This window comes from Cohnella thermotolerans DSM 17683 (assembly GCF_000429825.1).
Lineage (GTDB): Bacteria > Bacillota > Bacilli > Paenibacillales > Paenibacillaceae > Cohnella > Cohnella thermotolerans.
The window spans coordinates 135,257-150,461 of record NZ_AUCP01000001.1; the positions used below are offsets into that span (position 1 = coordinate 135,257).

Annotated in this window: 12 protein-coding genes; all 12 read right to left on the reverse strand. The window is 61.7% G+C overall.

Going from position 1 to position 15,205, the window contains the following annotated elements; all coding sequences use genetic code 11:
* Positions 1-53: 53 nt before the first annotated feature.
* Positions 54-1,658, reverse strand: a complete 1,605-nt coding sequence (locus G485_RS0100665) for a PucR family transcriptional regulator (protein WP_027090913.1) — start codon at positions 1,656-1,658, stop codon at positions 54-56.
* Between the two features lie 289 nt (positions 1,659-1,947).
* Positions 1,948-2,499 (reverse strand): chromate transporter, encoded by a 552-nt coding sequence (locus tag G485_RS0100670; protein ID WP_027090914.1) that lies wholly within the window; start codon positions 2,497-2,499, stop codon positions 1,948-1,950.
* Between the two features lie 283 nt (positions 2,500-2,782).
* The gene (locus tag G485_RS0100675) at positions 2,783-4,246 is read right to left on the reverse strand and encodes a DHA2 family efflux MFS transporter permease subunit (protein ID WP_276203321.1); all 1,464 of its coding nucleotides are present in this window, start codon (positions 4,244-4,246) and stop codon (positions 2,783-2,785) included.
* A gap of 44 nt (positions 4,247-4,290) precedes the next feature.
* Positions 4,291-4,731, reverse strand: coding sequence for a MarR family winged helix-turn-helix transcriptional regulator (locus G485_RS0100680; RefSeq protein ID WP_027090916.1), 441 nt, complete (start codon positions 4,729-4,731; stop codon positions 4,291-4,293).
* 154 nt (positions 4,732-4,885) lie between these two features.
* Positions 4,886-5,896, reverse strand: coding sequence for a signal recognition particle-docking protein FtsY (ftsY, locus tag G485_RS0100685; RefSeq protein ID WP_027090917.1), 1,011 nt, complete (start codon positions 5,894-5,896; stop codon positions 4,886-4,888).
* A gap of 340 nt (positions 5,897-6,236) precedes the next feature.
* Positions 6,237-9,806 (reverse strand): chromosome segregation protein SMC, encoded by a 3,570-nt coding sequence (gene smc / locus G485_RS0100690; RefSeq protein WP_027090918.1) that lies wholly within the window; start codon positions 9,804-9,806, stop codon positions 6,237-6,239.
* 10 nt (positions 9,807-9,816) lie between these two features.
* On the reverse strand, positions 9,817-10,563 hold the full coding sequence (rnc, locus tag G485_RS24665; protein ID WP_051317925.1) for a ribonuclease III: 747 nt from the start codon (positions 10,561-10,563) through the stop codon (positions 9,817-9,819).
* Between the two features lie 84 nt (positions 10,564-10,647).
* Positions 10,648-11,889, reverse strand: coding sequence for a beta-ketoacyl-ACP synthase II (gene fabF, locus G485_RS0100700; RefSeq protein WP_027090919.1), 1,242 nt, complete (start codon positions 11,887-11,889; stop codon positions 10,648-10,650).
* A gap of 213 nt (positions 11,890-12,102) precedes the next feature.
* Positions 12,103-12,336: an acyl carrier protein gene (gene acpP / locus G485_RS0100705; protein WP_027090920.1), complete on the reverse strand. Its 234-nt coding sequence runs from the start codon at positions 12,334-12,336 to the stop codon at positions 12,103-12,105.
* A gap of 82 nt (positions 12,337-12,418) precedes the next feature.
* A complete protein-coding gene (gene fabG / locus G485_RS0100710; RefSeq protein WP_027090921.1) occupies positions 12,419-13,171 on the reverse strand; it encodes a 3-oxoacyl-[acyl-carrier-protein] reductase in 753 nt (250 codons plus the stop codon).
* 23 nt (positions 13,172-13,194) lie between these two features.
* Positions 13,195-14,124, reverse strand: coding sequence for an ACP S-malonyltransferase (gene fabD / locus G485_RS0100715; protein ID WP_027090922.1), 930 nt, complete (start codon positions 14,122-14,124; stop codon positions 13,195-13,197).
* A gap of 87 nt (positions 14,125-14,211) precedes the next feature.
* On the reverse strand, positions 14,212-15,198 hold the full coding sequence (locus G485_RS0100720) for a beta-ketoacyl-ACP synthase III (protein ID WP_027090923.1): 987 nt from the start codon (positions 15,196-15,198) through the stop codon (positions 14,212-14,214).
* Positions 15,199-15,205 lie beyond the last annotated feature (7 nt).

Below are 15,205 nucleotides of genomic sequence, written 5' to 3' on the forward strand. Positions count from 1 at the left end.
TGATCTCCGCCAAGCCCTTCGCCGTCCGAAGACGCCGAAGGCGTTTTGGGGCGCTATCGGTAACGATCCGCCGGAAATCCGTCCCTGGCCAGCATTCGGCGGAACAGGAACACCATCTTCAGTCTGAGCAAATCGTTAATTCGTTTGAAATCGACGTCGAGCAGCTCGCCGAGCTTCTCGATCCGGTAAGTGGCCGTATTGCGGTGAATGAACAGCTTCTTGGCCGTCTCGTTCAGCTGGCCGTCGTTGTCCAGATACGTCTCGAGCGTCCGCATCATCTCTTGCACATACTCCGGGTCTTTGCCCATCAGCCCGCCCAGCCACCGGTCGCAATACATTTGCATACGCGCTCGGGGTACCTGTTCGAAAATAAACGCCAGATCGAGCGTCTCGTACCGGACGATTCGATCTCCCATGCCCCAGTCCCGGGACAGCCGATGAGCTTCGCGGCATTCGCCGAACGCCTCCGCCAGCTGGCCGGCGGAACGCTTGCGGCCGCTAAGCGCCGACTTCAGCCCTTTCGCCCCGTTCTGCTGCGCCGCCGACAGGCACGAATCGAGCGCGGCGACGATCGCGTCCCCGCCGTCCTCCCCGGCGCTCGGAAACAGCGACAGCAGCCCTTCGTCCATGACGATGTGCAGCCCTTTGAGTTCTTGCAGCTTGGAGTGACTGAGAAAATCCGTCTTCAGCCGGTCGAGCTCCTCCGCCCGGGCGGCGTCCGAGGGCGCCTGCAGGTCGGTCAGCACGCAGCGGTAAGGCTGATCGAGCAGATCGATCTCCCATCGGACGGCATAGTCCGTTACCGTCTCAATGGCCAGGCCGTTCTTCAGGTGGCGTTTGATCAGCAGACCGAAGTCTTTCTGGACGGACAGCTCGAAATAGTCCTCGTAATTGAAGTTCAAATGGAAGGAGAGAAGCTCCGCCGCCTGAAAGTACAAGCTCTCTTCGATGGGGGACAGCAAGATGCGGGGCGTGAAAAACAGCACGTAGCCGGTGCACTGCTCCTGCTTCATGAGCGGCACCCGGAACGCTTGCCACGCTTTGTTCTTCACCCAGCTGTGGCGCTGCTGCCAAGGCCATTGATGGAGAAGCTCGGCGTCCGGGACGCCTGAGGAATTGTACACCATCTGTCCCCGGGAGCCGACGACCGCGATCGGCTCGCCGATGACGCCTTCGACCGTATCGAACAGATGACGGATCGGATTGGACTGCAGCGCGAACCGCATCAGCCTGACCTGCTTGTCGAGCACGTCCTGGAGAATGACGGTGTTGCGCTTCATCTCGGCGTTGAACAGCCCGTTCATCTGATCCGAGAACGTAAACTGATACGGCAATTCGATCAGCGGAAAACCGAGTTCGTCGGCGCGGGAGACGAGCGGCTCCGGGATGGCGGACCAGAAGCGGCCCAGCTTGATGCCGAGGCCGGAGCAGCCGCATTGGTCCAGCTTATAGAGCAGATCCGCCGCTTCCTCCGGCCGGTCCTTGATCAGATAAGCTGTCGTGAACAGCATTTCGCCTTCCTTGATCCAATCGGTAATGTCGGGAGCGTCCATGACGTTGACGGATTTGACGATCCGGCGGCTGCCCGACTTGCCGGCGATCAGTCTGCCTTCGGACAAGGGATAGATGGATAAAGCTTGCTCGACGGTCAAATGCACGGATACCCCTCCTCGGAATGGCGCTGGCGCGTTGCCGTGCCCGGTTTCCGCAAATGTTATATTTAATAACATTTTAGGGGCGATTCGTTTATTATGCAATATTAAATGTAAGATTTTATTACATTTGTTATCATTATTTTATGAAAAAGCTATTGAAACGATGACGTTTCCCCTGGGTAATCCGAGTCTTTTTTGTTACTTATCCCCACTTGAAGCCGTCTTCGCGGATGAGCAGCGTTCCCGTCGCATGGCTTCCCATGTCCCGTTTATATGAATGACGCCGCCGGATCTACGAGCCTCTCATGAACAGGCCGCCGACGACGAGAGCGAGAACGATGCCCCATACCGCGTTGATCTGGTAATACTGCACCATCACGAAAAACGCGGCTGCGAGCAGCAGCGGCAAGAACGGAACCGGTCCGTTCATCGGCTGGAACGCGTATTTGACGAAGTCCCACGCCAGCATAGCGAGCATGACGAAAATAACCGGCTGCACGCCGCGGATCATCCCTTTGATCGTCGGATTGCCGGACAGCTTCATCATGATCCCCGACAGGGCGATCATCACAAGCGCCGTCGGCAGCACGACCGCGATCAGCGCGACCGCCGCCCCGGCCCATCCGGCCACCTTGAAGCCGATGTAAGCCGCCAGCTTCGTCGCGATCGGGCCCGGGAAGGCGTTGCCGAACGCCAGCGCGCGGCCGAAGTCCTCCGAGTCGAGCCAATGGTAACGGCTGACGACCTGATGCTCGTACAGCGGAATAATCGAAGGCCCGCCTCCGTAGCCGAGCAGCGTTGCCACGCCGAACGCTTTAAACAGATTCCATAACGTGAGCAGCATGCCTTTCGAATCCCCCCGCCTCTCTCGATGTTCCGAATGTTCTGAGCCCATTGTAGGCGCTCGCGATTCCGGGCGGCAACGGAGGCGGGGCGATTTTGTTATATTTCATAACACAAGTTTGCCTTTTTGGGTTTTGCGCACGGTTCGTTCGGGAAATTAAGAGAAGGTAATCTAAGGCGTGAAAATCGCCTTCGGCTCCCTTGGACCTTCGGTCCGCGAGCGCAACGCAAAAAAGCCTCTTTCGAACCCTCGAGGGCCGAAAGAGGCGGAAGTAAAGGAACGATCAGGAATGCGTCGAAGCGGCGGTTCCGCTTTGCGTCTCCGCGCTGGCCGCGAAGTCCTTCTGCGGCTTCGTCTTGCGGATGAAGAAGGAAAGCGCAAGCGCGGCGATCGTCAGCCAGAACGCGTACAGGAACGCGTGGTTGATGCCGCTGACAGTCGCATGGTTGGTGACGTCGAGCATTTTGACCTTGTCGTTCGGGTCGATCTTGCCGGCGATAACCAATTCCTTGGCGACGTCCTTCGCCTTGTTGGACATGACCGTCACGAGCCATGCGGTGCCGAGCGCGCCGCCAACCGTCCGAAGCGTCTGGGACATGGCCGAGCCGTGCGGGTTCAGCCGCTGCGGCAGCTGGTTCAAGCCGGCCGTCTGAATCGGCATCATCAGCAAGGACATGCCGAACATCCGGATCGTATAGATGACGACCATATGCGTATACGTCGTATCGACCGTCAATTGCCCGAACTCCCACGTCGTCGCAGCGGTTATCACCAGACCGATGACGGCGAGCCAGCGAGCGCCGATTTTGTCGAAGACGGCGCCCGTTACCGGAGACATGATCCCCATCAGAATGGCGCCGGGGAGCAGAGCCAACCCCGATTTGACCGGCGACAGGCCGAGAATGTTCTGCATGTAGATCGGCGTCAGAATCATGCCCGCGTACATCGCCATCGTAATCAGAATGTTGATGACGGTCGTCAGCGCGAACATGTCGTATTTGAACACCCGAAACTCAAGCAGCGGCGTTTTCGAGAATAGCAGTTCCTTGAAAACGAACAGAATCACGGCGACAAAGCCGACGATCAGGCTGACGATAACCGTCGCGTTGTTCCAGCCGTTGTTGCCCGCTTCGCTGAAGCCGAACAGCAGGCCGCCGAAGCCGAGCGTCGACAGGATGACGCCGAGCGTATTCAGCTTCGGGTTCGTCAGTTGGCCGACATTCCTCATGAAGAGAATGCCGAACACAAGCGCGATCAGCGCGAACGGCGCAATGATGTAGAACAGAACGTGCCACGAATGATGCTCGACGATCCAGCCGGACAGCGTCGGGCCGACCGCCGGGGCGAAGATCATCGCGATGCCCATCGTTCCCATCGCCTTCCCGCGCTCTTCGACCTTGAAGATCGTCAGGATGACGATGGACATGAGCGGCATCATGATGCCGGCGCCTGCGGCCTGGATGATCCGGCCGGTCATCAGAATCGCGAAGCTGTCCGCGAAGGCGCAAAAAATCGTTCCGACCAAAAACAACCCCATGGCCGTTATGAACAGCTGTCTTGTCGTAAAGCGGCCGACCAAGTACGCGCTAAGCGGAATCAATACCCCGTTGACGAGCATAAAGCCCGTCGTCAACCATTGGGCGGTGTTCGTGCTGATGGCCAGATCGGCCATAATCTTCGGTAGCGCGACGTTCAGCAGCGTCTGGTTCAAAATCGTAACGAACGCGCCGATAATGATGGCCGCCATAATGGGGCCTCTTTTTATTTGAGCAGCAACCTGACTCATAGAATTTAGCCTCTCTCCACTACTGATAATTTCTGTACGATTAGCTGATGAATGCGAAGCAAGTGCTCTACGTCTTCATCGCTCATATCCAACAAGGCCGACAGTCTCTCCATGGAAGTCTCGTTCGCCTGCTTTAGCAATCGCTCTCCTTTCTCCGTCAGCATCAACGCGATGGATCGCCGGTCCGTCTCCAGCCGTTCGCGAACGACCATCTCCAATTTCACCAAGCGATCCACAATGCCGCTGGCCGCGCTGTTGCCGATGTAGATCAGCTCCGCAAGCTCGGTTAAACCGACCCCCGGATTCTGATTCAGCGTCTTCAGCACGAAAAATTGGATCGGGGTAAGCCCAAAGATCTCGGCTTCCTTCCAGATCGCATGGTGAAACGTCTGTTGAACCTCGCGAAACGACTTGAAGATAAGGCTGACCTTCTCGTAATCCGTCATCCCGGCCTCCATCCCTTACTTCTCAAAAGATTGCTAACAAATATTTCGCATACGAAGTATTCTAGCTCTAAGATATTCCTAAGTCAACAAAAAAATGGCTCCATTCCGCAGAATGTTGCCATTTTTTTGATGTTCCATTTAGGGGACAGGCCGCTCAGCCCTGGTTTTCTCCGGCTTCCGAATCGTCCGAATCGCCCGCCAGGCCGGCGAACAGCGCGTGCACGAACTGCTCGGCGTCGAAATCCTGCAAGTCGTCCATTCGCTCGCCGAGACCGACGAGCTTGACCGGCAGCGACAGCTCGTGGCGGATGGCGATGACGATGCCGCCTTTGGCCGTTCCGTCCAGTTTCGTCAGCACGAGGCCGGTGACGCCGCTTTTCTCCCCGAACAGCTTCGCCTGCTGCAGCGCGTTCTGCCCGGTCGTCGCGTCGAGCACCATGAGCGTCTCGTGCGGCGCGCCCGGAATTTCCCGTTGGATGACGCGGTGGATTTTCGCCAGCTCCTCCATCAGGTTCGCCTTGTTCTGCAGCCGCCCGGCCGTGTCGCAGAGAAGTACGTCGACATTGCGGCGCTTCGCTTCCTGCACCGCATCGAACATGACCGCCGCCGGGTCCGAGCCCGCCCCTTGCTTCACGACGTCCACACCGACGCGCTGTCCCCACACTTCCAGCTGCTCGATGGCACCCGCGCGGAACGTGTCGCCGGCCGCCAGCAGCACGGATTTGCCCTCTTGCTTGAAGCGCCAGGCCAGCTTGCCGATCGTCGTCGTCTTGCCGACGCCGTTGACGCCGACGAACAGAATGACGGTCATTCCGCTCGGCTGGATATTAAGCTTCGCAGGCTCGCCTTCGCCTTTGAGCAGGCCGACCAACTTCTCCGACAAGATCGGCTGCAGCTCGGCCGGATTTTCGATTTTGCGCTTTTTCGCTTCGGCGCGCAGTTCGTCGATCAGCTCCATGACCGTATTCACGCCCACGTCGGCGCCGATCAGAATTTCCTCCAGCTCCTCGAAGAAAGCTTCGTCGATCTTGCTGCGCCGCGAGAACAGCTCGGCCACCTGGCCGACGAACGCGTCGCGCGTCTTGGCGAGCCCGTCGCGGAATTTGCTCGTAACCGCCTCCGCCTTGGAAGCGATGCTTTCCCTCAGCTTTTTAAAAAAGCTCATTCATAATACCTCCAACCGGGAGCGGGGAAGGCCCCGTTTTGAATAACTGTATTTGTATCTTATCCCCGTCATTCAGTCTACGCTGAACCGCGGGGGTGTAATATCGATTTTCGATCTTGCGGCTTTGGTCGGCGCGTGCTCGCGGGCTGTAAGAGCGATTTTCGAGCTTACAGCCTCATCCGGAGCTTGCGAGCGCTCTGCAAGAGCGATTTTCGAGCTTACAGCTTCATGCGGAGCTCGTGAGCGCTCTGTAAGAGCGATTTTTGAGCTTGCAGCATCCAGTGTGCGCATGCGCGCGGGCTGTTTACGCCGCTGCCCGAGCAGCGCTCGCGCGCTAAGCCTAAGCCGTGGCGATCATGTCCTCGCCTTCCTCGAGGCGGACGGAGACGAGCTTGGAGACGCCGCCCTCCTCCATCGTTACCCCGTACAGGCGGTCGGCTTCCTCCATCGTCCCTTTGCGGTGCGTGACGACGATAAACTGCGTCTGCTCGGAAAACTCGCGCATATAGTGCGCGTAACGCGCCACGTTTGCCTCGTCCAGCGCCGCCTCGACCTCGTCGAGCACGCAGAACGGCACCGGCTTGACGTTCAAAATCGCGAACAGCAGCGCGATCGCGGTCAGCGCCCGCTCGCCGCCGGAGAGCAGCTGCAGGTTTTGCAGCTTCTTGCCGGGCGGCTGCGCGACGATGTCGATGCCCGTCTCGAGCGGCTTGTCCGGCTCGCTCAGAATGAGATCCGCCCGGCCGCCCCCGAACAGGCGGGAGAACACGACGACGAAATGCTTGCGAATCTCGTCGAACGTCGTGCGGAACCGCTTGGACATCTCCTCGTCCATCTCGCGGATAATGTCGTGAAGCTTCATCTTCGCGTCCATCAGATCGTTCTTCTGCGCGGACAAATACTCGAAGCGCTCGCTGACGCGGCGGAATTCTTCGATCGCGCCCAGGTTGACGTCGCCGAGCATCGTAAGACGGCGCTTCAGCTCCCGCACCTCGTTCTGCGTCCCGGCCACGTCTTCGGGCACCGGATATTTCTGCTTCGCCCATTCGAAGCCGATCTCGTATTCCTCGCTCAGCTTGCGCAGCAGGTTGTCGAGCTCCACGTCCATCCGGTTCGAGGAGATCTCCGCCTGGCGAAGCTGCTCCTCCACCTGCTTCAGGCGGGCGCGCTGCTCCTTCGTCTCGTTCTCCTTCAGCTCCAGCCGCTTCAACCGTTCCGCGCGGTCCGAACGCTTGAACTCGATGCCTTCCGTGAACTCGCGCTTTTGCAGCCTCAGCTCGTTGAGCCGTTCGCGCTGGGCGACCAGCTCGCGCTCGGTGCGCTCGCTCTCGGCCGCGTTCTGTTCCAGCGCTTCCGTCAGCTGCCGCTTCTCCGTCTCCAGCCGCTTCCATTCGGCCTGATGGCGGGCCGTCTGCTCGCCGATCGCCTGGCGGTCCTGCTCCAGCCGCGCCATCGCCACCTTCAGCTCGGTCAGCGACGCCTGCAGCTCTTCCTTGGCCGCTTGACTGCGGCGGCGAAGCTCCTCCGCCTCGCGGATCCGCTCCTGCAGCGTCCGCTCCTCTTCCGCCAGGCGGGCCAACCTCGCTTCCGCTTCGGCGCGCGCAGCGTCCAGCTCGGCGATCTCCCCGCCGATGACGGCCGCCTCGCCGCTAAGCGCCGCTTCCAGCTCGCCGTGCTGCTTCTCTTCGTTGCGGAGCTGCTGCAGCTCGGCGTTCGCCTGCTGCTCGTTCATCCGCTCGCGCTCGCCCAGCTCCCGGAGCTGTTCGATATTTTGGCTGACGATCGACAGCTCCTTCTTGACGTCGTCGACGCGGTCGCGCGCCGCCGCCCGGGATTGCTCGGCTTGCGCGATGTCGCGCTCGAGCTCTTCGAGCTGGCGCTGCCGTCCGAGCAGGCTCGACGACTTCTTCTGCAGACTCCCCCCGGTCATCGAGCCGCCGGGGTTGACGACGTCGCCTTCGAGCGTAACGACGCGATAGCGGTATTGCAGACGGGAAGCGATCTTGTTCGCCTGCTCCAGCTTCTCGGCGATCAGCACGTTGCCGAGCAGGCTGCCGACGATGCCCGCGTAGCGGGGCTCCGCCTTGACCAGCTCGGACGCGACGCCGACGAAGCCGTCGGCTTCCGAGGCATTGCGGCGGTCGCCGTCGCCGATCGTCCGCGCCCGGATGACGTCGAGCGGAAGGAACGTCGCCCGTCCCGATTGCCGCTGCTTCAAGTACGCGATGGCGGCCCGGGAGGTCGCCTCGTTCTCCATAACGATATTTTGCAGCGCCCCGCCGAGCGCCGTCTCGATCGCGGTCTCCAGATGGGCCGGAACGCCGATGAGCTCGGCGACGGCGCCGTGCACGCCGTGGAGCTGGCCGCGCTTCGACGCCTTCAGCACTTCGCGGACGCCGTGCTGGAAGCCGTCGTAATCGTTCTGCAGCTCCTTGATCGTGTCCCGCCGGGAGACGAGCGCCTCCCGCCGTTGCTCGGAACGCCGGGCTTCCGCCTGCGCTTCCTCCAGCTGGCGCTGCAAGTCGGCCGACTTGGCGCCTTCCGCCACGTAGCGGTCCCTTGCCTGCACGACCGCTTCCGTGCAAGCCGCTAAGCGCGCCTCCAGCTCCTCGCGGCGCCGGGCGAGCGCTTCCCGCTGCTCCTGCCACTTCGCGCGTTCTTCGGCCGTGCGTTGCATCCGCTTCTCCAGCACATCGCGCTGCTGCTCGCAATAGCGGATGTCGTTGCGCGCCTGCGCCATCGCGTTCATCGCGTCGAACAGCTCCGCCTTGAGCCGCTCCTCCGCTTCCCCGTCGCCTTCCGCGAAGCTGAGCTTCGTCTCCTCCTGCGCGAGCTTCGCGCGCAATTCCGCGAGCTCCTTCTCCGCCTGCTCGCGGCGGACGGCCAGCGCTTCGCCTTCGGCCGCCGCCTCGGCGAGCCGCTCCTCGGCCTGCGCGAGGCTCGCGGCCAAGCCTTCGCGGTTGCGCTCCAAGTTGGCGAGCCGCTCGCTGAGCAGCTCGCCGTAACCTTCGCTCTTCTCGGTCTCCTCGCTCGCATGCAGCAGCTCGTCCTGCATCTTCTCGAGCGTCTCCTCCAACCGGTGCAGCGCCTGGCGGTCTTCCTCGAGCATCGCGTCGTGACGGCTCACTTCCGCCGACAGCGCCAGTTCCTCTTCCTTCAGCTTCGCCAGCTTATCGTTCGTCTCGGCCCAGGAAGCGTGCACCGTCTCGATCTGGTGCACGTACAGCGCGATTTCCTTCGCCTTCAGCTCTTCCTTCAGCGCCTTGAACTTCTCGGCTTTCTCCGCCTGCTCCCGCAGCGGGCCGACCTGGTCACCCAGCTCGACGACGAGGTCATTGATGCGGAGCAGGTTCGCCTCGGTGTCCTCCAGCTTCTTCTGGGCTTCCTTCTTGCGCGCCTTGTACTTGACGATGCCGGAAGCTTCCTCGAAGATGCCCCGCCGGTCTTCCGAGCGGGTACTGAGAATTTCCTCGATCCGGCCCTGTCCGATAATCGAGTACGCTTCCTTGCCGATACCCGTATCCATGAACAGCTCCGTAATGTCCTTCAACCGGCACGGCTGCTTATTGATGAGGTATTCGCTCTCCCCGCTCCGGTGAACCCGGCGGGTGACCGTCACTTCGGTGAAGTCGAGAGGGAGCGACTTGTCGCTGTTGTCGAACGTGATGGACACCTCGCCGAAGTTGACCGCCTTGCGGGCGTCGCTTCCGGCGAAAATGACGTCCTGCATGTTGCCGCCCCGCAGGCTCTTGGCGCTTTGTTCCCCGAGCACCCAGCGGATGCCGTCGGAAATGTTGCTCTTGCCGCTGCCGTTCGGCCCGACAACCGCGGTGATGCCCCGTCCGAACTCGAGCGTCGTGCGGTCGGCGAACGATTTGAAGCCGGCGAGTTCGATACCCTTCAAATACATCGGTTAACCATCACCTCTCGCGTTCCTTGGGAGATCCGTTCGGTCCCGGAGCCTGTCCCGAAGCGCCGCTCTCCTGAAGCTGCCTGAGCGCGCGAGAGGCGGCCTGCTGCTCCGCTTCCTTCTTGGAGCGGCCGACGCCCTCGCCAAGCGGACGCTCCCCGACCGACACGACGACGACGAATTCCCGGTCGTGCGCCGGGCCACGCTCTTCGACCGTCTTGTATTCGAGCGGCCCCAAACTCCACTGCTGCACCTTCTCCTGGAGCTCCGTCTTGTGGTCCTTGAGCGGAAGCCGGCTCTCCTTCGGGAGATGGGGGAACAGGTGCGCGTCGAGAAACGACCGGACCGCGTTCAAGCCCTGGTCCAGGTACAACGCGCCGACGAACGCTTCGAACGCGTCCGCCAACAGCGAAGGACGGGTTCGTCCTCCGGTTTGCTCCTCCCCTTTGCCGAGCAGCACGACCTGACCGAAATCGAGCGCCTCGGCAAAACGGACAAGCGAAGGTTCGCAAACGATGCCCGCTCTGAGCCGGGTCAACTCGCCTTCCGGCCGGTCGGGATACATCCGGTACAGCACCTCGGATACGGTCAGCTGCAGCACCGCGTCACCGAGAAATTCGAGCCGTTCGTTGTGCTCGGCGCGATGCCCCCGTTGCTCGTTGACGTAGGACGTATGCGTAAAAGCCTGCCGCAGCAGTGCGGCGTCACGGAATCTCAAGCCCAGCCGCTCTTGCAGGCGGTTCAATGGATCGCTCATTCGGAAGCACCTCCGTAATCGTCAAATCGCGGGCAACGGAAAAACGCAGGCGGCTCGTGCCGCCTGCGTCACACGTTCGCGCCCTTAGGCTTCGTATTTGCGCATAATAATGGTGGCGTTGTGGCCGCCAAAGCCGAACGAGTTCGACAGCGCGACCTTAATGTCGGCTTTCCTCGGCTCGTTCGGAACGTAATCGAGATCGCATTCCGGATCCGGATGGTCGAGATTGATCGTCGGCGGCAGAATGCCGTTCTGCAGGGAGAAGGCGAGAATGACCGCTTCAACCCCTCCGGCGGCGCCGAGCATATGGCCCGTCATCGACTTCGTCGAGCTGACCGCCAGCTTGTAGGCGTGGTCGCCGAACGTCATCTTGATCGCCGTCGTCTCGGATTTGTCGCCGACCGGCGTGGACGTGCCGTGCGCGTTAATGTACTCGATCGCCTCCAGCTCGACACGCGCGTCCTTGATCGCCCGCTTCATGCAGCGGGCCGCTCCGTCCGGATCCGGCTCGGTCATGTGGTGGGCGTCGCCGCTCATGCCGTAGCCGATCACCTCGGCGTAAATCTTCGCGCCGCGCTTCTGCGCATGCTCCAGCGACTCCAGCACGAGCACGCCCGCGCCTTCGCCCATGACGAAGCCGTCCCGGTCGATATCGAACGGCCGGCTCGCCTTCTCCGGCTCGTCGTTGCGTGTGCTCATCGCGCGCATGTTGCTGAATCCGGCCATGGCGATCGGACGGATCGTCGCCTCGGCGCCGCCGCAGATCATGACGTCCGCGTCGCCGCGCTGGATCATCTTGAACGAATCGCCGATGGAGTGCGTGCCGGTGGCGCAAGCCGTCACCGTCGTCGTGTTCGGGCCTTTGGCGCCGGTCACGATCGAGATTTGGCCGCTGGCCATGTTGGCGATCATCATTGGGATAAAGAACGGGCTTACGCGTCGCGGTCCCTTCTCCATCAGAATCGTATGCTGATCTTCCCACGTGCCGAGCCCGCCGATGCCGGAGCCGACGCTGACGCCGACCCTCTCGGGATCGACGTTGTCGCCGATCTTCAGGTCCGCGTCCTTGATCGCATTCAGACTGGCGGCCAGCGCGAACTGGACGAAGCGGTCCATCCGGCGGGATTCCTTCTTATCGATACCGAAATCCTCGGGGTTGAAATTTTTCACTTCGGCCGCTATCTTCGTCGGATAGTCGGTCGTATCGAACGCCTCGATATAGCTGACGCCGGACTTGCCGGCCAGCAGGCTGCTCCAAAATGTATTCAAATCGCTACCGATCGAAGAGACGACTCCCATTCCGGTAACTACGACGCGTTGATCCAAAACGATGTTCACCTCTTCAGCCAAGTCGGCTTCGTCTTCCGGCTCCTGCCGGCGCTAAGCGGGCTTGGGCGCCGGGACGAAGGGATGCGGGAACGGCCGGCGGCACAAGACGGCCAGAGGCCGCGCCTTCCGGAGCCCGTTCCGACAATCGTACAAAAAAAAGATGTTCCGAATGCGGAGAAGTCCCGTTGCATTAACGGGACCCGTAGATCATTAGGCATGAGATTGTATGTAATTTACGACTTCTCCCACCGTTGTGATCTTCTCTGCATCCTCATCGGAGATTTCAAGATCGAATTCGTCCTCAAGCTCCATCACAAGTTCTACTACGTCGAGAGAGTCAGCGCCTAAGTCATCCTTGAAGCTAGCTTCGCTGGTAACTTCCGACTCTTCTACACCCAGGCGTTCGACCACGATGCGCTTTACGCGATCATAAATATCGGACATCCGGTTCACCTCCCTTACGGTATTATACGTGAATCATGGACAAAAAGCCATAGCGTAAACGTTTCCCTCCGCCGGGCCCGCCTTACATGTACATGCCGCCATCTACGTGCAGCGTTTGGCCGGTCATGTAGGCCGCCGCGTCCGAAACCAGGTAGACGACGGCGCTGGCGACGTCCTCCGGCCGGCCCATCCGGCCGAGCGGCACCTGGCCGAGAATGCCCTCGCGGATTTCCGGCGAGAGCTTGCCGGTCATGTCGGTCTCGATATAGCCGGGCGCGACCGCGTTGACCGTAATGCCGCGCGAAGCGAGCTCGCGGGCGGCGGACTTGGTCAGGCCGATGACGCCGGCCTTGGCGGCGACGTAGTTGGCTTGTCCGGCGTTGCCGAGCACGCCGACGACCGAGGAGATGTTGACGATCCGCCCGGAGCGCTGCTTCATCATCGGGCGGGTGACCGCCTTGATGCCGTTGAAGACGCCCTTCAGGTTCGTCTCGATGACGTCGTCGAACTCTTCTTCCTTCATCCGCATGATTAAATTGTCTCTTGTAATGCCAGCATTATTCACCAGTATATCCAGCTTGCCGAACGTTTCCAACGTCTTCTGCACCATCGCGTCGAATTCGGCGGCTTTGCCGACGTTCGCCTGCACGAGCAAGGCCTTGCGGCCCAGCGCTTCGACCGCTTTCGCCGTCTCGGCGGCGGCCGCTTCGCTGCCCGCGTAGTTGATCGCCACGTCGGCTCCGGCTTGCGCCAGGGCGATGGCGATGGCGCGCCCGATGCCTCGGGAGGCGCCGGTGACGAGCGCGGATTTGCCTGTCAGATCCAATGGGGACATGGCCGATCTCTCCTTCCGGATAATTAAGCCAGCGCCGCTTCGGACACGGCTGCCGCGCTGTTGATCGACACGACCCGGACGGTCTTGTCGATCTTCTTGATCAGCCCGGCGAGCACGGTGCCGGAGCCGATCTCCACGAAGGTGTCCACGCCTTCGCCGATCAGGAACTTCACCGTGTCCTCCCACTGCACGGGGGACACGACCTGCTTCACCAGCAGCTCGCGAAGCTCAGCGCCGGAGCTGACCGGCCGGGCGTCCACGTTGACGACGACCGGAACGGCCGCATCGCGGAACTCGACCTTCGCGAGTTCTTCCGCCAGCTTGTCGGCGGCGGGCTGCATAAGCGAAGAGTGGAACGGGCCGCTCACTTCGAGCGGAATGACCCGCTTCGCTCCAGCCTCCTTGCCCCGTTCCGACACGGCGGCGACGCCGGCCGCCGTCCCGGATACGACGATCTGGCCGGGACAGTTCACGTTGGCCAGCTCGACGAGCCCGACCGTGCCGGAGATGTCGCGGCAGAGCGCCTCGAGCGCTTCGCGCTCGGCTCCAAGCGTGGCGGCCATCGCGCCTTGTCCGCCGGGCACGGCTTGCTCCATGAACAGGCCGCGCGCGCGGACGAGGCGCACCGCGTCGTCGAACGCGAGCACGCCCGCCGCGACGAGCGCGCTGTATTCGCCGAGGCTGTGCCCGGCGACGTAATCGGGCTTCACGCCGCGCTCCTTGAACGCTTCAAGCAACGCGACGCTTGTCGTCAGCAACGCCGGCTGCGTGTTCGCCGTCTGGCGCAGCTGTTCGTCCGGGCCCCGGAACGCTAGGCCCGACAAGGAGAAGCCGAGCGCGCGATCCGCCCGGTCGAAGATGTCGCGGGACGCCGGGAACTGCTCGTAGGCGTCCTGTCCCATCCCGACGGCCTGGGCTCCCTGGCCGGGAAATACGAATGCGATTTTGCCCATAGGGACGATCCCTCCAACGTCTGATTGCATGCGGGCGGGCTTCGTTCCTTCGGCCTTGCGGCCGCCGGGGGCGGCCCGTCCCGCTTTTTACCATACGAGCACCGATGCTCCCCAGGTCAAACCGCCGCCGAAGCCGACCATGACGAGACGGTCGCCTTCCTTCAAGCGCCCCTGCTCGTCCGCTTCCGCCAGCGCCACGGGAATCGACGCCGCCGACATGTTGCCGTACCGGTCGACATTGATCATGCACTTGTCTTCCGGCAGGTTCAACCGCTCCAGCGCCGACTGGATAATGCGGATGTTGGCCTGGTGCGGAATGAGCAGGTCGATGTCCTCCTTGCTGAGTCCGGCCATCGCCAGCGCCTCCTCCGCCGCGCTTCCCATAATGCGGACGGCGAATTTGAAGACGTCCCGGCCGTTCATATTGAGGAAGTGCCGGCCTTCGGCCACCGTCGTCTCCGTCGCCGGCAGACGGGACCCGCCTCCGGGGATGCAGAGCAGATCGGCTCCGGAGCCGTCGGACCCCAGCTTGAACGACCGGAAGCCCCGCCCTTCCGGCACCCGGCCGAGCACGACGGCGCCCGCGCCGTCCCCGAACAGGACGCACGTGTTGCGGTCCGTATAATCGGTAATCCGGGACAACGTGTCGGCCCCGACGACGAGTACGTATCGATAAGTGCCGGTGGCGATGAAGCCCGACGCGTTGGCCAGACCGTAAATAAAGCCGGAGCAGGCCGCCGACAGATCGAACGCCGCCGCGTTCTTCGCTCCCAGCTTCTCCTGCACGATGCAAGCCGTCGAAGGGCAGAACATATCCGGCGTGACCGTGGCCACAATGATCAGATCGAGTTGATCCGCCGTTATGCCCGCGGCGGCGAGCGCCTTCAAGGAAGCCTCGTAGGCGAGATCGGACGTCGCTTCGTGCGGAGCGGCGATCCGGCGTTCCCGAATGCCCGTGCGGGTGACGATCCACTCGTCGTTCGTATCCACCATCGTCTCCAGCTCTTGATTCGTCAAACGGCGTTCCGGGCTGTACTTGCCGGTTCCCAGAATGCCGACGGGAAATCCATTCATGCGTTCC